The organism is Ralstonia pickettii, assembly GCF_001699815.1.
GTDB classification, from domain to species: Bacteria; Pseudomonadota; Gammaproteobacteria; order Burkholderiales; family Burkholderiaceae; genus Ralstonia; species Ralstonia thomasii.
Window position 1 is genome coordinate 1 of record NZ_MCGB01000003.1, and the last position, 19,097, is coordinate 19,097.

13 protein-coding genes and 3 pseudogenes are annotated in these 19,097 nt (G+C 65.5%); 1 reads left to right on the top strand and 15 read right to left on the bottom strand.

The features are described 5' to 3' along the window. The 15 genes and pseudogenes from BEK68_RS00525 to BEK68_RS26015 all read right to left on the bottom strand — a co-directional run. A pseudogene (locus BEK68_RS00525) lies at positions 1–540 on the bottom strand (hypothetical protein); the annotation flags it as partial. Between the two features lie 372 nt (positions 541–912). Then, the gene (gene ybeY / locus BEK68_RS00530; protein ID WP_009239099.1) at positions 913–1,725 is read right to left on the bottom strand and encodes an rRNA maturation RNase YbeY; all 813 of its coding nucleotides are present in this window, start codon (positions 1,723–1,725) and stop codon (positions 913–915) included. Positions 1,726–1,737: 12 nt separating this feature from the next. Beyond that, entirely contained in the window at positions 1,738–2,730 is a 993-nt protein-coding gene (locus tag BEK68_RS00535; RefSeq protein ID WP_009239098.1) for a PhoH family protein, read from the bottom strand. A gap of 21 nt (positions 2,731–2,751) precedes the next feature. Continuing rightward, positions 2,752–4,121 (bottom strand): annotated as a pseudogene (gene miaB, locus BEK68_RS00540) (tRNA (N6-isopentenyl adenosine(37)-C2)-methylthiotransferase MiaB). A 52-nt stretch (positions 4,122–4,173) separates the two neighbouring features. Then, positions 4,174–4,587, bottom strand: a complete 414-nt coding sequence (locus BEK68_RS00545; RefSeq protein ID WP_004635508.1) for a hypothetical protein — start codon at positions 4,585–4,587, stop codon at positions 4,174–4,176. Positions 4,588–4,677: 90 nt separating this feature from the next. Further along, positions 4,678–5,676 (bottom strand): NAD(P)/FAD-dependent oxidoreductase, encoded by a 999-nt coding sequence (locus BEK68_RS00550; RefSeq protein WP_009239096.1) that lies wholly within the window; start codon positions 5,674–5,676, stop codon positions 4,678–4,680. Between the two features lie 143 nt (positions 5,677–5,819). Beyond that, entirely contained in the window at positions 5,820–6,746 is a 927-nt protein-coding gene (locus BEK68_RS00555) for an OmpW/AlkL family protein (protein ID WP_009239095.1), read from the bottom strand. A gap of 211 nt (positions 6,747–6,957) precedes the next feature. Beyond that, positions 6,958–7,875 carry a DUF1571 domain-containing protein gene (locus BEK68_RS00560; RefSeq protein ID WP_009239094.1) on the bottom strand — a complete coding sequence of 306 codons (918 nt, stop codon included), beginning with the start codon at positions 7,873–7,875 and terminating at the stop codon, positions 6,958–6,960. A gap of 20 nt (positions 7,876–7,895) precedes the next feature. Then, positions 7,896–9,635 carry an AMP-binding protein gene (locus BEK68_RS00565; RefSeq protein WP_009239093.1) on the bottom strand — a complete coding sequence of 580 codons (1,740 nt, stop codon included), beginning with the start codon at positions 9,633–9,635 and terminating at the stop codon, positions 7,896–7,898. A gap of 101 nt (positions 9,636–9,736) precedes the next feature. Continuing rightward, positions 9,737–11,056: an acetyl-CoA C-acetyltransferase gene (locus tag BEK68_RS00570; RefSeq protein WP_009239092.1), complete on the bottom strand. Its 1,320-nt coding sequence runs from the start codon at positions 11,054–11,056 to the stop codon at positions 9,737–9,739. A 4-nt stretch (positions 11,057–11,060) separates the two neighbouring features. Further along, a complete protein-coding gene (locus BEK68_RS00575; RefSeq protein ID WP_009239091.1) occupies positions 11,061–11,981 on the bottom strand; it encodes a MaoC/PaaZ C-terminal domain-containing protein in 921 nt (306 codons plus the stop codon). 7 nt (positions 11,982–11,988) lie between these two features. After that, on the bottom strand, positions 11,989–13,401 hold the full coding sequence (locus BEK68_RS00580) for a 3-oxoacyl-ACP reductase (protein WP_004635492.1): 1,413 nt from the start codon (positions 13,399–13,401) through the stop codon (positions 11,989–11,991). 34 nt (positions 13,402–13,435) lie between these two features. Then, positions 13,436–15,943, bottom strand: a complete 2,508-nt coding sequence (locus tag BEK68_RS00585; protein ID WP_024542163.1) for an acyl-CoA dehydrogenase — start codon at positions 15,941–15,943, stop codon at positions 13,436–13,438. 130 nt (positions 15,944–16,073) lie between these two features. Next, complete coding sequence (locus BEK68_RS00590) at positions 16,074–17,132, bottom strand: TetR/AcrR family transcriptional regulator (RefSeq protein WP_009239089.1); 1,059 nt, start codon at positions 17,130–17,132, stop codon at positions 16,074–16,076. A 270-nt stretch (positions 17,133–17,402) separates the two neighbouring features. Further along, positions 17,403–17,590 (bottom strand): annotated as a pseudogene (locus BEK68_RS26015) (histone deacetylase family protein); the annotation flags it as partial. Positions 17,591–17,865: 275 nt separating this feature from the next. Here BEK68_RS26015 and BEK68_RS00595 point away from each other — a divergent pair. Then, positions 17,866–19,097, top strand: a 1,232-nt coding sequence (locus BEK68_RS00595) for a DEAD/DEAH box helicase (RefSeq protein ID WP_065851515.1), incomplete at its 3' end; no start/stop codon positions are given.

Consider the following 19,097-nt stretch of genomic DNA (forward strand, 5'->3'; position numbering starts at 1 on the left):
GGACGGCGGCGTGTTGTTGCCGCTGGGGGGCGGTGCGTCGTTGTTGCCAGTCGGCGTTGTCGCCGCCGGTGCCGGGTCTGCGGGATGCGAATTGCTGTGATACCGGCCCAGCGTGCTCGCGCCGCCGTAGGCTGTCCAACGTCCGGCGATTTCCATGTCGACGCCGGCGAGCCAGTGGTCGCCCGTGGCTCCGACGCCCACCAGCGCCTTGCTGCTCGCAAAGTCGTATCCGCCGCCGATGAGCGCCTGCACGCTTGTGCTGCCGACCACCGCCTGCACGCGCGGCCGGATGGTGCCTTGCGCGACCATGAGGTTCACCTCGGCGCCAACCACGTTGTTGCTGTCGGAGATGTTGACCGTGCGGCAGCCAACCACCGCGCCCGGATGCCACGCGCCGTCAAATACGACGACGATGCCCGCATAGCACGATTGCTTGTGATCAGCGTGTGCGATGCGCGGCGTGACCGCGAGCGCCGTGCCGACACCCACGCCAACCAGCAGCGTGGTCCACGGAATGCTGTCCATGAAGCGTTGACGCATGATGACCTCCCCGCGGTGGCCTTGCCCGTCTGTGCGCGGGCTGGCCGATGGCGCTCGTTTGCGCCGAATTCGTGAAGCGCGCTCGAGCGGCGGCTTATGCGTGGAGGATAGAAATCGCTACGGCAAAACCCATGCGCCATACGGAGAGCAGCAAGGGTCCCGGATGGCGGACGGCCTGTGCGACGTGTATGCGCGATTCGAACGGCGCGAGCATGCGCCGAATGGCGGAGGAAAACCCGGAAACCGTTGTCAGGACTGGGTTTTCTTCAATGCGGGTTGATTCACCGTTGAAACTGCATGCTGCAAGAATGGAACATGAGAAAGCAAAACGCCGGCGCGAAGCCGGCGTCTGAGCATCAAGCGCGTGGCGCTTTAACGATCTGCGTACGGATCGGCAAAACCGAGGTCGCGGAGGATTTCCGTTTCGATGCCTTCCATTTCCTTTGCATCGGCCGCGTCTTCGTGATCGTAGCCTTGGGCGTGCAGTGCGCCGTGCACGATCAGGTGTGCGTAGTGCGCGAGCAGCGGCTTCTTCTGTTCCTTCGCTTCCTTTTCGACCACCGTGCAGCACAGCACGATGTCGGCCGAGACCGGGTCTTCTGCGCTCTCTGCGTAAGAGAAGGTCAGCACGTTGGTCGCGTAGTCCTTGCCGCGGTAGGTGCGGTTGAGCGTGCGACCTTCTTCTTCGCCGACAAAGCGCACGTTGAGCTGCGCATCGGCAAACAGTGCGGGGGCAATCCACCCTTCGATGTCGCGTTCTTTCGGCAGTGCCTTGCGAGCGGCAGCCTTGAGTTCATCGCCGTACTGCACGGTCAGGTCGAGCGTGAGCATTTCGGCGCCGGCGGTGTCGTCGTCGAAGGCTTCTTCCGTGGAGTCTGCCAATTCGGCGGGCTGGGTTTCAATGCGCAACGTGATGCTGTCGTGATGCTCGGGGCGCAGCGAGAGCATGGCGTGCATGTCGGCGTCGGCGTGCTCGGCAACGAGGGTGATCGGCCCATCCACGGTATTCGGCAGACCGAGGATCAGGCTGCGGCCATCGGCAAAGGCAATGCGCAGTGCGCTTGCATCCACCGTCCTGGGTTTGCCCTGGGCGTCGAACACGTCGACGCGCGGGCCGAATGACTCGGCGGCCGCGGGTTGGGTCTTCTTGGTTTTTGCTTTGGTATCGGTTTTTGCTTTAGCCACGTTCAGGCGTCCTTATGCATCTTTATGCTGGGCATGGAATTCGTCATAGGCCTCGACGATGCGGGCCACCAGCGGGTGCCGCACCACGTCGACGCTGGTGAAGCGCGTCATCGCCACGCCGCGCACGTCACGCAGCACGTGCTGCGCTTCGATCAGGCCGCTCTTCTGGCCGCGCGGCAGGTCGATCTGCGTGGTGTCGCCGGTGATCACCGCCTTGGAGCCGAAGCCGATCCGCGTGAGGAACATCTTCATCTGTTCCGGGGTGGTGTTCTGGGCTTCGTCCAGGATGATGAAGGCGTGATTGAGCGTGCGCCCGCGCATGTACGCCAGCGGTGCGATCTCGATCATCTGGCGCTCGAACATCTTTTGGGTCTTGTCGAAGCCGAGCAGGTCGTACAGCGCGTCGTAAAGGGGGCGCAGGTACGGGTCCACCTTTTGCGCGAGGTCGCCGGGCAGAAAGCCCAGGCGTTCGCCGGCTTCCACGGCGGGACGCGTCAGCACGATGCGCTTGATGGCATCGCGCTCAAGCGCATCCACCGCGCAAGCGACGGCCAGATACGTCTTGCCCGTACCCGCCGGTCCGATGCCGAACGACAGGTCGTGGGAGAGGACGTTGCGCAGGTACGCGCGCTGCATCGGCGTGCGGCCATGCAGATCGGTGCGCCGCGTATGCAGCACCGGCGATAGATCATTGCCGTCCGGCTCGTCGGTGCCCGATTCCGGCAGGTAAGCCCCATGCGCAGCCACCTGGCGGGTTTCCACCAGGCCAAGCTGGATATCGTCCACCGACAGCGGGTCGCGTGCGGCGTTGTAGAACGTCTCCAGCGCGTTGGCCGCGCCTTGTGCGTTGGCGCCCCGCACGGTGAACTTGCTACCGCGCCGGTTGATGGTCACGTCCAGGGCCTGCTCGATCTGGCGCAGGTTTTCGTCCAGCGGCCCGCACAGGTTCTGCAGGCGCGTGTTGTCGTTCTTGGGCGCTGTGAATTCTGCGATGGTGGGTTTCATCAAGTCAGGTCGTGTTGATGATCAGTGAGCCGCGCTGGCCATACGCTCTTCGGCCACTTCGCCACGCAGCGAATGCGGGAACGCGTGCACGATGCGCACGTCCAGCATCTGGCCGATCAGCTGTTCGCGGCGCACCTGCGGCAGATCGGGTAGCGCGAAGTTGACGACGCGGTTGTTCTCGGTGCGGCCGTGCAGTTCGGTCGGATCCTTGCGCGACGGGCCTTCCACCAGAATGCGCTGCACGCTGCCGACCATGCCTTGGCTGATGCGCGCCACGTTCTCTTCAATGGTCGCCTGCAAGTGTTTTAGGCGTTCGAGCTTGACGGCCTGGGGCGTATCGTCGTGCAGGTTGCGGCCGGCGTGCCCGGGCGCGGGCTGTAGATGAAGCTGAACGAGGTGTCGTAGCCGATCTCGTGAATCAGGTCCATCGTCTTGGCGAAGTCTGCATCGGTCTCGCCCGGAAAGCCGACGATGAAGTCGGTGGCGATCGAGATGTTCGGCCGGATCGCGCGCAGCTTGCGGATGCTGCTCTTGTATTCGAGCACCGTGTAGCCGCGCTTCATCGCCATCAGGATGCGGTCGGAGCCGTGCTGCACGGGCAGGTGCAGGTGGTCGACGAGCTTCGGGTTGGTGGCATAGGCCTCGATCAGGCGCGAGCTGAATTCCTTCGGGTGGCTGGTCGTGTAGCGGATGCGCTCGATACCCGGAATCTCAGCCACGTATTCGAGCAGCAGCGCGAAATCCGCACGCTCGCTCGTGTCGCCCATCTTGCCGATGTAGGCGTTGACGTTCTGGCCCAGCAACGTGACTTCGCGCACGCCCTGTTCGGCCAGGCCGGCCACTTCGGCCAGCACGTCGTCGAACGGGCGCGAGACTTCCTCGCCGCGCGTGTACGGCACCACGCAGTAGCTGCAGTATTTCGAGCAGCCTTCCATGATTGACACGTAGGCGCTGGCGCCATCCACGCGCGCGGGCGGCAGGTGGTCGAACTTCTCGATCTCGGGGAAGGACACGTCGACCTGCGAGCGGCCCGTGCGGCGGCGTGCTGCGATCAGGTCGGGCAGGCGGTGCAGCGTCTGCGGCCCGAACACCACGTCAACGTAAGGGGCGCGCGCCACGATGGACGCACCTTCCTGGCTGGCCACGCAGCCACCTACGCCGACCACGAGATCCGGTTTGAGCGCCTTGAGCGCCTTCACGCGGCCGAGTTCGGAGAACACTTTCTCCTGCGCCTTCTCGCGTACGGAGCATGTGTTGAAGAGGATCACGTCCGCATCTTCGGGCGTGTCGGTGGGGACGAGACCTTCAGCCGCGTTGAGCACGTCGGACATCTTGTCCGAGTCGTACTCGTTCATCTGGCAGCCGTAGGTTTTGATGAAGACTTTTTTCATGTGCCGTTCACAGTGGTTGACCTGGGGGCACGTGCTTCGTGGGGCGTTCTGACTACTGGGACTGCGCTTGCGCCTGACTTTGTGCCGCCACCGCAGCCTTGTAATCGTCATCGCTGACAACCCAGGCTGTCAGCAACTGCTGATACAAGTCGAGCTGATAGCGCACCTTGAACGTCTGGCCGACCACCGAAGAAGTCGGCAGCAAACGCCCATCCAGCGACAGGATCCGCACGCCCGGGGCGAAGCGGATGTCAGCGCTGCTGCTCCCGAAGCCCAACAACAGGATGCGCACGATGCCGGTGCTGCCGGTACTCAGCGTGCCGCCGTTGGCCGAGTTGATGGTCAATTGGGCCGCCGGGGCCGTTGCCGGAATGTTGCGCAGCACTTGCGCGTGAGACAGCAGCGGCGCCGATGCCGCAGCAACGGCAGCAACAGCGAGGGCGAGGACTTGGCGTCGGGTGCGCATGGCATCGTCAGGAGAAAGCCACCGCCGGGTGAGCGACCCGGCACACGAAACACGAGACAACCCGATATTGTAGCGTTCCGGGGCGAAGTCTTATAGCGCTTCGGCAATCTTGGCGGCCAGCGCAATACCGCTCAGGAACGCGGCTTCCACGCGCGGGCCTTCGCACCAGTCACCGCAGGCACCCAGGCGGGCGGCGGCGTCCCAGTGGCAGGGCACACCAGCGGACTGCTCGACCAGCGCGTGCGGCCACAAGTGCGCGGCCATCACATCGGGCTGAGGCGTGCCCGGGAAGGCTTCGGCAAAGCGGGCGTGCATGGCGTGCACCGCCTGCTCGGGGGTGTCCTGGGCATGTGCGGCCGACCAGCCCGGCGACGCATGCACCACCCAGGATTCATCGACCATGACGCGGCCCGGCTTGCTGTTGTCGCGGGCGGCCCAGGCGAGCACGTCGTCGTCGATGCGGATGCCGTCATACGGCAAGCCGAGCGGTTGCGCAAAGCCCATCATCAGCGCCCAGCACGGGGCGTAGTGCACCGGCGCGATGGCTTCCTGCAGCGAGGCTGGCGTGGCGCCGTGAAACAGTGCGGACAGTTCGGGCGCGGGCAGGGCCAGGGCGAGGAAGTCGGCGTGGGCGGCGTCGGTGCCATTGCGCTCGATCGTCCAGCGCCGGCCATCGTGCGCCACACGCGTGACGGCGTGGCCGAAGCGCACATCCAGCGGCGCGGCCAGGCTGCGCACCAGCGCGCCCATGCCGGGCAGGCCGACGTAGCGGGCTTCGTCGCGCGAGTCGGCTTGCAGGGCGTCGATCGTGCGATGGCCCCAGCGCGCGGGCCACGGCAGCACCGAGCCCTGACGGCCAGCGGCATCCACCGCGCGCCGGAAGACCTCGCTGCGCACGTTGAACGACTGCGCACCATGGTCGAACGCATACGCCGGGGCGGACTCGGGCAGCACCGTGGTGGCCAGCCGGCCCCCGACACCGCCAGCGCGCTCATAGACCGTGGTGGCAATGCCTTCTGCGGCAAGCGCGTTGGCACAGGCAACACCGGCAATGCCGGCTCCGACGATGGCGATGGAAGGCTGGCTCATGGATGTGAGGTGGGTTCGGGGCGAGGAATCCGGAAATCGGCGCGTCAAACGGCGCGTCGTAGTAGTCCGCCATGATATCGGGTCGCGCCCCAATGAAAAACGCCACCCGGAGGTGGCGTCTTGCGATGGAGCAATTGTGCGGCTTAGAACTTGTAGCCCACAGCCAAGCCGAACACGATCGGGTCGACCTTGATGTCGGTCTTGTTGACCGCCAGCACCTGGCCTTGCTGGCTGCGGATCGTGATGGTGGAGGTCGTCTTCAGCGGCAGGTAAGACACCGTGCCGATGGCGGTCCAGTTCTTGGCGAACTCATACGAGACGCCTACGTTGGCCACCGGCGTCCACGAGCTGGACGTTTCCGCCGTCACCTTGGCCGGGCCAGTCGGAACCTGGCCCATGCCCAGCTGCAGCACCTGCCCCAGGTTCTGCAGGCCGTTGACGAAGTTCTGGTTCAGTTTCAGGTTGGTGAAGAAGTTGTAGCTGACGCCTGCGCCGACGAACGGGCGCAGCTTGCTTTCCTTGGTGCCGAAGTAGTACTGCGCGACGATCGCCGGGCTCCATTCACGCACGGTGGCGACCGGGTTGTTTTGCGGCAGGCCCAGGTTGACTAGCGTCAGCGGCCCGACCACCGGCACCGGCGCGATCACATTGCCGCTGCCGTACAGGTTGAACTTGGGCGGAACGCCACCCACGAACGTACCGGCGATGTTGTCGTTAAAGAAGTGCGTGAACGTGAGCGACAGCGTATTGGCGTTACTGACTTTCACGTCAGTTCCTGGCGACTGGTAGGTGCCCAGGCCCAGCGCGCTGGTGGTGGTGGTCAGCGGCGTGGCCGAATCCATCGGGCGGATGTAGAACCAGCCCAGCGCCATGACGTTGCGGCCCCAGACGTAGTTGTCCATGAAGCCGCTGAAGCCGCCACCGCCACCGCTGCTCATGCCACTGCCATTGCTGGCGCTTGCGGCCACGTTGGCCTCTGCGGTGGATTGGGCGTGAGCCAGGGGGGCAGCAAGGGTGCTGGCGGCGGCGCAGGCAATGGCTGCAGCAAGGCGGCGGGCGGTGCGGTTCATGTGGTTGTCTCTCTGGATTGGATTGTTATCACGCCTTGGTGTGGCGATTTGTGTTTCCGCAGCATAGCGCAGCGCTTTTGTTCGGTTGCGCTGCGATGACCGAAGTTTTCCTCTAGCGTGTACGCACGCAACAAGGGGTTTCCCCTAGTCTCATTTCATACTCTCCGCCGGTCGGCGGAGCCTTGGCCCACAACGGTCTTCGGGCGGCGGTCTAAAACTTGTATTCCGGATTCTTGGGGTTGAAAGTCTGGTCGTTCCAGGTCTTGCGCGTCACGCTTTCAATGACGATTTTCTCGAGCTGATTGCCCGATTCGTCCCACGCTTCTTCAATGCGCACCCACGGGTTTTTGAGGTCGAAATACAGGCGCACGCGCTTGGCGTAGAACGTGGGCGGACCGCTTGGCGTATCCCAGGTCAGCCGCAGCATGCGTTCACCGTCTTCGGTCACCATCTTGGCTTCGTTGAACTTGCCGCTGCCGCCGGCTGCCACGTGGGCGCGTCCGTCACGCTCGACCGTATCGACGATGAACTGCAGCCCAAGCTCCCGCGCCGTGTGGTTCGACTGCGATCTGGCCAGCGAGCCATCCAGCGCACTCCAGATCGCCACGAAGCCGACGAGCCCGCCAAGGTGGCCATACATCTCGTTCTTGCGCACGGTTTCGTCGTAGATGATTTCCTGGCCGGCGTGCGCGCCGCCCCTGAGCCAGCGCGCGTAGACCTGGCGCGGGGCGTTGCGGTAGCGGATGAGCATGAGCGCCGCTTGGCTTTGCCACTGGTCTTTCACGCGTTCCTGGCGGCGCATGCGGTATTCATACTCAGGCAGCTTGGCCACTTCGGCCTTGAGCCAACGCACCAGCGTTTCGGGCTTCATGGCATGCGCCATGGCCAGGACGTCTTCGTCGGACCAGCCCGCAAACGCGTTGGCGTTGACCTGGCTGCCGAGCCAAGCCGTCTGCTTGGCGATATCCATCGCGGCAAAGCTGCCGATGGCCGCCGATTGCGATGCGGCGGTCGGGGCGGCGGTCTGTGCGGCCGCGGCAGGCGCGGAAGCATCCGGCGCGGCAGGCTGGCCCCAGGCGTGTGCGGCGCCGGCCAACACCGTGGCCAGGGCGAGGGTACGCAAATGCATGCAGGTCTCCGGTGTTGGCATTATTGCTGCGCCTGTGCACGGGCGCGCTTGATGTCCGGATCGGCATCGCGCAGCTCGCGGCGCAGGATCTTGCCCACGGTCGACTTGGGCAGCTCTTCGTGGCGGAACTCAACGATGCGCGGCATCTTGTAGCCGGTCAGATGGGCGCGGCAGTGTTCGAGCAGCGCGGGCTCGGTCAGGGCGCCAGTGCGCGGCACCACGATGATCTTCACGCGCTCGCCGGCCACCGGATCGGGCACGCCAATGGCCGCCACCTCCAGCACGTCGGGGTGCAGCGCCACCACGTCTTCGATCTCGTTCGGGTACACATTGAAGCCCGAGACCAGGATCATGTCCTTCTTGCGGTCGATCAGGCGGATGTAGCCGTTGGCGTCCATCACCCCGATGTCGCCGGTGGAGAACCAGCCTTCGGCGTCGATGGACTTGGCGGTTTCCTCCGGGCGCTGCCAGTAACCGCGCATGACTTGCGGCCCACGCACCTGCAGTTCGCCGGGTTCGCCCAGCGGCGCGATGGTGCCGTCGTCGCGCTTGAAACGCACTTCGGTGGACGGCGCGGGCAGCCCGATCGTGCCGCTGAATTCGGTCACGTGCGGCGGGTTCATCGAGACGACGGGCGAGCATTCCGTCAGCCCGTAGCCTTCAACGATGGTGTGGCCCGTGACTTCTTTCCAGCGCTGCGCGATCGCACGCTGCACCGCCATGCCGCCCCCGATGGTGATCTTCATGGCCGAGAAGTCGCGCGTGGCGAAGTCCGGATCTTCCAGCAGTGCGTTGAACAGCGTGTTGACCCCCGCAATGCCCGAGAAGCGTTCGTTGCGCAGGATGAAGATCACGCGCTTGGTGTCACGCGGATTGGCGATCAGGATATTGCGCCCGCCCAGCGTCATGAACATCAGCAGGTTCACCGTGAGCGAGAAGATGTGATACAGCGGCAGCAGCGTGACGTTGGTTTCCACGCCGCCGTTGAGCATGCTCTTGGACCACTCTTCTGCCTGCAGCAGGTTGGCGATGATGTTGCGGTGCGTGAGCATCGCGCCCTTGGCCACGCCCGTGGTGCCGCCGGTGTATTGCAGGAAGGCGATGTCTTCCGGCGCCAGTTGCACCGGTTGCATCGTGCGCGAGCCGCCCACGGCCAGCGCATCTCGCAGCCAGACCGGCGAGGGCAGCTTGTAGGGTGGCACCTGCTTCTGCACGTGGCGCATCACGAAGTTCAGCGCGCGGCCCTTGAGGTTGAGCGCACCGCCCATCAGGTCGCCGATGCCGGTGATGACGATGTTGCGCACCTGGCTGCCGGGCAAAGCCTGCTCCAGCGTGCGCGCGAAGTTCTCCAGCACGACAATCGTCTGCGCGCCGGAGTCGCGCAACTGGTGCGCCAGTTCCGGCACCGTGTACAGCGGGTTGACGTTGACGACGATGGCGCCGGCCAGCAGCGTGCCAAAGAGGCACACGGGGTACTGCAGGCTGTTGGGCAGCATGATCGCCACGCGGTCGCCCTTCTTCACGCCGCGCGATTGCAGCCACGCTGCAAATTGCTTCGCTTGTCGTTCGCACTCGTCGTACGTCATTTCGGTGCCGACACTCACGTAGGCGATGCGGGTGCGGTACTTTTCCACCGATTCGCGAAACACCTCGACCAGTGAGTGATAGCGATCGGGGTTGATTTCGGCGGGCACGCCCTCGGGGTACGACTTCAGCCAGATGCGGTCGGTAAGGCTGTTGCGGTCGGCAACGGTGTTCATGGTGTCTCCGTCCATGAAAAACGCGGCGTGGTTTTATTGTGTGCCGCGCGGGTTTTTGAATCTTGGTAGACCCGGGCCGTTCCCGTTTTGGCCCGAGCGGTTTAGTGCGACATCGTTTCGGGGCGCTCCAGAATGGCAACGACACCTTGGCCGCCAGCGGCACAGATCGACACCAGCCCACGCCCGCTGCCGCGCTGCGCCAGCATCTTGGCCAGCGTCGCGACAATGCGCCCGCCCGTGGCGGCAAACGGATGGCCCGTGCCAAGCGAGCTGCCATTCACGTTCAGCTTGCTACGGTCGATGCTGCCCATGGGGGCGCTGCGGCCGAGCTTTTCGCGGCAGTATTCAGGCGATTCCCAGGCCGCCAGCGTGCTGAGCACCTGTGCGGCAAAGGCTTCGTGGATCTCGTAGTAGTCGAAGTCCTGCAGGGTGAGCCCCGCGCGTTGCAGCATGCGCGAGACGGCATAGGCCGGCGCCATCAGCAGCCCTTCGTTCTGCTCCGGCGTGCTGCTGAAGAAATCGACGGCAGCCGTATCCGCGCAGGTCATGTAGGCGAGCACGGGCAGGTTGTGCGCGCGCGCCCAGTCTTCGCTGGCGAGCAGTACGCACGATGCGCCATCGGTGAGCGGCGTGGAGTTGCCGGCCGTCATGGTGCCGGCGGCGCTGCGGTCGAATACCGGCTGCAGCTTCGCCAGTTGCTCGATGGTCAAGTTGCTGCGCAGGTTGTTGTCGCGATCGAGCCCCAGGTGGGCGGTCATCAGGTCGGTGAAGAAGCCCCGCTCGTAGGCGGCCGTGAGGTTGTGGTGGCTGCGCAGGGCCAGCGCGTCCTGGTCTTCGCGGCGGATGCCCCAGCGCTTGGCCATCAGCTCGCAGTGTTCGCCCATCGACAGGCCGGTGCGCGGCTCGCTGTTGCGCGGCAGCAGCGGGCGCACGAACATCGACGGCCGCAGGCCGGCCAGCGCTTTGACGCGCGCGCCTGTGGACTTGGCGCGGTTGGCCTCCAGCAGGATCTTGCGCATCTTTTCGTTCAGGCCGACGGGCGCATCGGAGGTGGTGTCCGTGCCGCCGGCAATGCCCACGTCGATCTGCCCCAGTGCAATCTTGTTGGCAACGAGAATGGCGGCTTCCAGCCCCGTGCCGCAGGCCTGCTGGATGTCGTAAGCGGGCGTCTGCTTGGCGAGCGTGGTGGAGAGCACCGTTTCGCGCGTCAGGTTGAAATCGCGCGCGTGCTTGATGACCGCGCCGGCCACGACTTCGTCCAGACGCTGGCCGTGCAGGTTGAAGCGGTCGATCAGGCCCTGCAGCGCGGCGGTCAGCATCTGCTGGTTCGATGCGGTAGCGTAGGCCGTATTCGAGCGGGCGAACGGAATGCGGTTACCGCCAAGGATGGCGACGCGGCGCAACTGCGCGTTGACGAGCATGAATTCAGTCTCCCGTGTTGTCTTGTTGTGCGTGCGGCAGCGTCAGCATGCCGCGCAGATAGGGCTTGTCGCCCGTGGCGTTGCGCACCTCAAACGCGCGGCCGGGCGTGGCTTCGTTGGCTTGCCACAGCGTCGCCGCGCCGGGCAGTGATAGCGGGGTCTTGAACTCGGCCACCACTTCGCCTTCCGTGAGCGGCGCGGCCGGCAGCAGCGCGGCCAGCGCACGGGCCTTCGTCCACATGCCGTGGGCGATGGGGTGCGCGAAGCCGAACAGCTTCGCGCCGATGTTGGATACGTGGATGGGGTTCCAGTCCCCCGACACGCCGGCGTAGCGCCGGCCGGTGTCGGCAGGCACATCCCAGCGGCCGTCGAGCGACAAGTTCTGCACGCTTGGCAGCGCAATCAACGGTGCCCCCTGCGGCGACGGCACGCCCACGCGCAGGTAGGTCGACAGCGATTCCCACACCACTGCGCCGGCCTTGACGATCGCGGTTTCGATAGCGAACGCCTGCCCGCGCGCATGGTGGAACAACCGGCGCGGGCGCACTTCCACGCGCACGCGTTCGCCCGCCTGCAGGCGCTGGTGCTGGCGGATGGTGTTGCACAGGTGCACGAGGCCGATCACCGGATACGGAAACGCCGATTCCGTCATCAGCATGAGCTGCAGCGAAAAGCCCAGCAGATGCGGATACGTCATCGGTACGCCATGCGCGGGCGAGAACCCACACACCGCCGCGTACTGCGCAATGTGTTCGGCCTCGAGCGGCACCTCCTGGCGCACCAGGGTGTGGCGCGGCAGCGGCCCGCCGCGCCTGCCTTTGCGTTGCGACAGCAGCGCGCGCCAGGCCAGTGCCCCCGGCGACGGCGGCTCGGTTACCAGCGTCTGGGTTGCGACCATCGGAAAGGGCTGGGCCAGCGTGCGCATGGTCGCGTCAGGCTCCCAGCAGGCTTTGCCCGCACACGCGCACGATGTTGCCCGTCACGCCGTTGGACGCCGGGTTGGCGAACCACGCGATCGTCTCGGCCACGTCGACGGGCTGGCCGCCCTGGCTCATCGCGTTCATGCGGCGGCCGGCTTCGCGGATGGCAAACGGCACGGCCGCTGTCATCTGCGTCTCGATAAAGCCCGGCGCGACAGCGTTGATGGTGATGCCGCGCTCTGCCAGCAACGGTGCGCCTGCTTGCACGAGCCCGATCACGCCGGCCTTGGACATCGCGTAGTTGGTCTGCCCAAGGTTGCCTGCAATGCCGCTGATGGACGACACGCACACGATGGACCCGCCTGCGTGCAGCGCATTGGCCGCAAGCAGCGCGTCGTTGATGCGCAACTGCGCGGCGAGGTTGATATCGAGCACGCTGCGCCAAGCGGGCTCGGTCATGCGGGCGATGGTCTTGTCGCGCGTGATGCCGGCGTTGTGCACGAGGATGTCGATGCCGCCCAATGCAGCAAGTTGCTGCGCGAGCAGGGCGGGTGTCTCGGGCGCAGCAATGTCGTAGGCCATGGCCTCACCGCCGATTTCCTGCGCGACCGCGTTCAGCGCTTCCTGCGCGGCGGGCACATCCAGGCAAAGTACGCGCGCACCGTCACGTGCCAGCACGTGCGCAATGGCCGCGCCGATGCCGCGCGAGGCGCCGGTCACCAACGCGGTGCGCCCGGCCAGCGGCTTCTGCCAGTCCACCGAGACCGCTGCCGCCCGATGCACGCGCACCACCTGCCCCGACACATACGCCGAGCGTGCCGACAGCAGAAAGCGCAGCGTCGATACGGCCACGTTCTCCGCTCCCTCAGCCACGTAGACGAGCTGCGCCGTGCAGCCGCGCCGGACTTCCTTGCCAAGAGAGCGCGTCAGCCCTTCCAGCGCGCGCTGCGCAATCGCCATCTCGGGCGTCTTGCAACCTTCCGGCGGCCGGCCGATCACCACGACGCGCCCACAACGGCCGATGGCCCGCACGCCATCGTGGAACACGTGATACAGCGCGTCGAGGCCGTCGACCGTCGCAATGCCCGTGGCATCGAAGACGATGCCGCCAATGCGATCAAACGCCTCGCCGTCCTTGCCCGTCGGGGCGACAAAGCGGCCCGTGATCTGGCCGTGCCGGTTGGCGGCACCAAGCCATTCCGGATCGCTTTCATGAAAGCGCGTAGGGACGCCGGTCTCGGCAAACAGTGCGGCGAGCGTTTCGCGCATGGAGCCGCCCGGCGCCGCGCCCACCAGGAACGGCCCGACAAATTCCGGTTCGCCGGGCACATAACGGCGCAACGGCACAGGCTGCGGCAGGCCGAGGTTGGCCGACAGCCACTTGCCGAAACCGGAACCGACGAAATCGAGGTACTTGTCTTGCATCGTTGTTGTTGTCGTTTGTCAGGCCCCTGGGCCATCAGGCTGCGCGGCGCTCGGCGGCCTGCAGGGCATCGAGCGCATCCTTGCGGCGCTGCAGGTCGGCCATCAGGTTGAAGTCGGGCGGGAAGTCATCCACGGCAACCGCGTGTTCGCCGTAGCGCGCGTAGTCGCACAGCTGCTTTCGCTCGCCTTCGTCAATGAGGTTTTGTGCCACGGCTTGTGCGGTCCAGGCTTCGAAGTCGGGCAGGCTCTGCGGCACGGGCGGCAGCTTGCCTGCGCGGATGGCTGGTTTCAAGCGCTGCTCGATTGCGTCCACGGCCGGCTGCAGGCGGAAGGCCGCTTCGCCATAGGCGATCGGGTCGACTTCGGGCGTCGGGCAGTACGAGTCGGCCAGCAGGCGATCGCGCACAGCGCCCGGCGTTTGCATCAGCTCGGCGACCTGCGCGGCCAGCGCATCCGACGGCTTGCGATACGGCGTACCGAACGGGAAGATCAGCGCGCGCAGCAGCGCCGCGATGCCAGTGTTCGGGAAATTGGCCAGCACGCCGTCGAGCGCATCGTGCGCCTTCACCAGCGCGTCCTGAACCGACCAATGCACGAGCGGCGCGTCCTCGGCAGGGCGGCCGTCATCTTCAAAGCGTTTGAGCGCGGACGAGATCAGGTACATCTGCGAGAGGATGTCGCCCAGCCGCCCCGTGATGCTCTCGCGGCGCTTGAGCGTGCCGCCCAGCGTGAACATCGACACATCGGACAGCAGCGCCAGCGCCGTCGAGAAGCGGTTCACGGCGCGGTAGTAGCGCTGCATTTCCGGTGCGGCATTGCCCGGCGCGCTTCCCACGCGCCCGCCGGAGAGCGCATGCAAAAAGGCGCGCACCAGGTTGCCCGCGATGAATGCGCCGTGGCCGAACAGCGCCGTATCGAACGCACGCAGCGTCTCGGTTGAATCGGCGCCTTGCGCGGCCGTCATCTCGCGCAGCACATACGGATGGCAACGGATCACGCCCTGCCCGAAGATGATCAGGCAGCGCGTCATGATGTTCGCGCCTTCCACCGTGATGGCGATCGGCACCTGCTGATAAGCGCGCGCCAGGAAGTTGTTCGGGCCCATGCAGATGCCCTTGCCGCCCACGATGTCCATCGCATCGGTGACCACATCGCGCGCACGTTCGGTGACGTGGTATTTGGCAATGGCGGAGATGACCGAGGGCTTCTCGCCCAGGTCCACGGCCAGCGCGGAAAGACGCCGCGCCGCATCCATCATGTACAGGTTGCCGCCCATGCGGCCGAGCGCTTCCTGAATCCCTTCGAACTTGCCGATGGGCGTACGGAACTGGCGTCGCACGGCGGCATAGGCGCCGGTGCTGCGCACGGCCAGCTTGGCCATGCCCACGTTGGACGACGGCAGCGAAATCGCCCGGCCCGCTGCCAGACATTCCATCAGCATGCGCCAGCCACGGCCGACTTGCGCCTGGCCGCCGATCACCCAGTCGATGGGGATGAACACGTCCTTGCCGGAGTTCGGGCCGTTCTGGAACACCGCATTGAGCGGCCAATGGCGGCGGCCGATGTTTACGCCCGGGTGCTTCGTCGGGATGAGCGCGCAGGTAATGCCGGGCTCCTTGTCGCCGCCGAGCAAGCCATCCGGATCGACCGCGCGAAATGCGAGCCCCAGCACCGTGGCGATGGGGCCGAGCGTGATGTAGCGCTTGCTCCATGTCACGCGAAAGCCGAGCGTCTCGCGGCCTTCGTGCACGCCGCGGCAGACCACGCCCACATCGGGAATGGCGGCGGCATCGGAGCCGGCATATGCGTTGGTCAGCGCAAAGCAGGGGATTTCTTCACCGCGTGCGAGGCGCGGCAGGTAATGATTTTTCTGCGCTTCGGTGCCGTAGTGCAGAAGCAGCTCAGCGGGGCCGAGCGAGTTGGGCACCATGACCGACACGGCCGCGGCAGAGCAGCGCGTCGACAGCTTCATGATGACCTGCGAGTGAGCGTATGCCGAGAACCCTTTGCCGCCGTATTCCTTCGGGATGATCATGCCCAGGAAGCCGGCGCGCTTCGCATAGTCCCACGCGTCGGGCGACAGGTCCTGCCAGATCTGCGTGCTTTCCCAATCGTTGGCAAGGTCGCAGAGTTTTTCGGTTTCCACGTCGAGGAAAGATTGCTCTTCGGCCGACAGACGCGGCTGCGGCGAAGACAGCAATCGCGACCAGTTGGGCCGGCCGGAGAACAGTTCGGCATCCCACCAGACCGTGCCCGCTTCAATGGCGTCGCGCTCGGTTTGCGACATCTCCGGCATGATCTTGCGGAACATTGCCAGTACCGGGCGCGTGATGAGTGCCCGGCGCAGCGGCTTGAGCGCGAGCACCAGCGCCGGCAGCACAAAGACGATGGCGAGTACCGTAGTCATCACCGGGCCCACCAAGCCCAGCCAGGCGCCTGCCACGAGCCACACGGCGGTCGCGACCAGCCAGGCGAACGCCGAGGCTTCCATGCTGGCGAGCCCAAGCACGCCGATGCAAAGCAGGACGATCCAGATCGTCATCATGAGGGTCTCCATTCGATGCGTCTACGGGCCGGATATCTCGAACACCGGCGGCACCTGCAGAATGCCGGAGCGACTCCCGTGCCTGCACATGGCAGACATACGGGAACTCCAGGCGGCACCAGCGTTGTCAGGCGTTGGGGCTGCGCCAGGGGCGCATCGGATTGGCTGGGAAGATCGCGCGTGCTGCATTGCTGCGGCGAATGGCCAATGCCCTGGTGCGTGCGGTGGGCGCGGGGCCGCCGACGTCGCTGTCGTCACCATGAGTATCGTCGTGCGCACCGGCGCCGAGATCGTCGTGGGCGTCCGCGGCATCGTCGGCGCTGGCGCGCGCGGGTGTGCGGCCGAACAGGTCACCGGCGAAGGGCGAGGCGGTGGTGGGCGTCGCGCTGCGTTCGGCGCGGCCATTGCCGCGCCCGGCGTGGCGACCTGAGCCGCCGTTGCCGCTGTCGTTGCCGTTGGGGGCGTCATCTGCTTGCGCGACGGGCGTGGGAACTTGCGCTTCGGCCAGCTCGACCACCTGATCGAGCGCACCGGCCTCGCCGGGCAGCGGGGCGTTGAGCGTAGCCACCACCAGCGCCGTCAGGCGTGCCAGCAGCGAGGCATCGTTCATCGTCTTGCCCTGCGTGAACAGCGGCAGCAGGTTATTGAGGTCGTCTCCGGCCAGCACGCCGGCGAGCGCCTTGAGCGCAAAGTGCAGGCGCCAGCCGAGTTCAGCGCGCGGCAGGTGCGGCAGCGCACGCGAGAAGGCTTCGAAGAAGCGATCGAACACCAGCGCATAGTGGCCGAGCAGATAGCTCTGCACGAACGGTGAGGTGTCGGAATACACGCGCCCCATCAGGCGCAGGAATGCGGGGCCGCCGGTGTCGGGGTTGCGCGCCATCTGCAGCGCTGGCACAAACAGCGCGCCGAGCACGTGGTCGCAGGTCAGTTGCTCCTTGGTCCAGCGTTCTTCGCACGCGGTCAGCAGCGCCAGCCGGCGCGTGTTGAGCGGGTCGAGCCGGCGCCCAAGCACCGACTGCATCAACGCTTCCTTGCTGCCGAAGTGATAGTTGACCGCCGCCAGATTGACTTTGGCGCGCGCCGTGATCTGCCGCAACGACATCGCCTCGTAGCCGAACTCGATGAACAACAGTTCGGTGGCTTCCAGAATGCGGCCCTTGGTGTCTCCTGCTCCAGGACGTCCCATGTCTCCTACCTCGTTTTTTTAAGCCTGATATCGGGCTCGATTGCTGCGGTGCAGCGCTCGAACGTACGATTCAAACATGTGTATGGGGTTGCCCGGGCATGTTAGGAACAGACGTTTGAAAACACCAAGCGCCCAATTCGAGCAAGCACTCTAGACAGGAGGAGCGTGCACAGCCAACGTATGAAACACGAGGCCTGGAAAGTGAGTGGGCGCAAACATCAAGAAACAAGAGAGAGAGGTTTTCGCCCCTCTTTGGTGACCCTGGGCGGGTCAGCCGGCTGGCTGATGGAGCGATGTCAGGCCGCCGAAGAATGCGGCAGCGTTTTGTGCAAGGGTGGGGAGGTGATAGCCACCTCTTCCTGGACGACAAGCGTCGGCAGACCGATCGCGCCGATGGCCTGGCCAAGCCTGCCAAAGCCCTGCGTCGAGACATCCACCTGCGCTTGCGGGTCTTCGCGAGAGAGAGATGGGGGCGGTCTGGCGCCGGCCGAAGAAGCGTTCCTGGCGTATTTCCGGCGGTATATGGCGCGGTATTCGTTGGCCGAACGGCTGGGGATATGGTGAACGCGCCGTTGGCTGCGTTGCGCGCCCCGGTGGGGTAAACACCATCACCTGTTAAACTAGATTCCTTCTTGCAGTCCCCGGGGTCCAGTCGCCCCGTCACCTACCCAGGCTTTGTCCACGATTGGCGCACGAACGAATGCGCGGGACACGCCGGTCCAATCGCTTTTCCATGTCGTTTTCCGAACTCGGCTTGTCAGACAAGCTGGTACGTGCCGTGGCCGAACTCGGCTACGCAGAACCTACTCCAATTCAACGCCAGGCCATCCCCGCCATTCTCAGGGGAGGTGACCTGCTCGCCGGTGCTCAGACCGGCACCGGCAAGACCGCCGGTTTCACGCTGCCGCTGCTGCACCGCCTGTCTGCGGCGCAACCTAACAAGGTGCAGACGCCGCAGGGCATGCGCTTCCCGATCCGTGCGCTGGTGCTGACGCCCACGCGTGAACTTGCCGCGCAAGTTGAAGAAAGCGTGCGCGCCTATGGCAAATACCTGCCGCTGAAGTCCATGGTGATGTTCGGCGGCGTCGGCATCAACCCGCAGATCGATGCGCTCAAGCGCGGTGTCGATATCGTCGTGGCCACGCCGGGCCGCCTGCTCGACCACGTTGGCCAGCGCACCATCGACCTGTCGCACATTGAATTGCTGGTGCTGGACGAAGCCGATCGTATGCTGGACATGGGCTTCATCCACGACATCCGCAAGATCCTCAACATCCTGCCGGCGAAGCGTCAGAACCTGCTGTTCTCGGCAACGTTCTCCGACGACATCCGCGAACTGGCCGACCGCCTGCTCGACAAGCCGGCGCTGATTGAAGTCGCGCGCCGCAACACGACGGCCGAGACGGTCGAGCAGCGCATCTACCCGGTCGACCGCGAGCGCAAGCGCGAACTGCTTGCCAAGCTCGTGCGCGACAACGACTGGCACCAGGTGCTGGTGTTCACGCGCACCAAGCACGGCGCGAACCGCCTGGCCGAGCAGCTCACGCGCGACGGCATTCCCGCTCTGGCCATCCACGGCAACAAGAGCCAATCGGCGCGCACGCGTGCGCTGACGGAATTCAAGGCTGGGACGCTGCGCGTGCTGGTTGCCACCGACATCGCCGCGCGCGGTATCGACATCGACCAACTGCCGCACGTGGTCAACTTCGACCTGCCGAACGTGCCGGAAGACTACGTGCACCGTATCGGCCGCACGGGCCGCGCGGGTGCGCAGGGCGAGGCGATCTCGCTGGTCTGCGTGGACGAGCATGGTTTGCTGCGCGACATTGAACGCCTCATCAAGCGTGAGCTGCCGCGTACCGTGCTGGAACGTTTCGAGCCCGACCCGACCATCGCGGCGGAGCCGATTCCGAACGGGCGCAACCCGGCGGGCCGCGGCGGCAACGCGCGCGGTGGCCGCCCGGG

Bases quoted from the DNA above. Each gene is read 5' to 3' on its own strand.
- BEK68_RS00535 (WP_009239098.1), bottom strand. From the start codon at position 2,730: ATGAAACCCACCATCGCAGAATTCACAGCGCCCAAGAACGACAACACG.
- BEK68_RS00545 (WP_004635508.1), bottom strand. From the start codon at position 4,587: ATGCGCACCCGACGCCAAGTCCTCGCCCTCGCTGTTGCTGCCGTTGCT.
- BEK68_RS00550 (WP_009239096.1), bottom strand. From the start codon at position 5,676: ATGAGCCAGCCTTCCATCGCCATCGTCGGAGCCGGCATTGCCGGTGTT.
- BEK68_RS00555 (WP_009239095.1), bottom strand. From the start codon at position 6,746: ATGAACCGCACCGCCCGCCGCCTTGCTGCAGCCATTGCCTGCGCCGCC.
- BEK68_RS00560 (WP_009239094.1), bottom strand. From the start codon at position 7,875: ATGCATTTGCGTACCCTCGCCCTGGCCACGGTGTTGGCCGGCGCCGCA.
- BEK68_RS00565 (WP_009239093.1), bottom strand. From the start codon at position 9,635: ATGAACACCGTTGCCGACCGCAACAGCCTTACCGACCGCATCTGGCTG.
- BEK68_RS00570 (WP_009239092.1), bottom strand. From the start codon at position 11,056: ATGCTCGTCAACGCGCAGTTGCGCCGCGTCGCCATCCTTGGCGGTAAC.
- BEK68_RS00575 (WP_009239091.1), bottom strand. From the start codon at position 11,981: ATGCGCACGCTGGCCCAGCCCTTTCCGATGGTCGCAACCCAGACGCTG.
- BEK68_RS00580 (WP_004635492.1), bottom strand. From the start codon at position 13,401: ATGCAAGACAAGTACCTCGATTTCGTCGGTTCCGGTTTCGGCAAGTGG.
- BEK68_RS00585 (WP_024542163.1), bottom strand. From the start codon at position 15,943: ATGACGATCTGGATCGTCCTGCTTTGCATCGGCGTGCTTGGGCTCGCC.
- BEK68_RS00590 (WP_009239089.1), bottom strand. From the start codon at position 17,132: ATGGGACGTCCTGGAGCAGGAGACACCAAGGGCCGCATTCTGGAAGCC.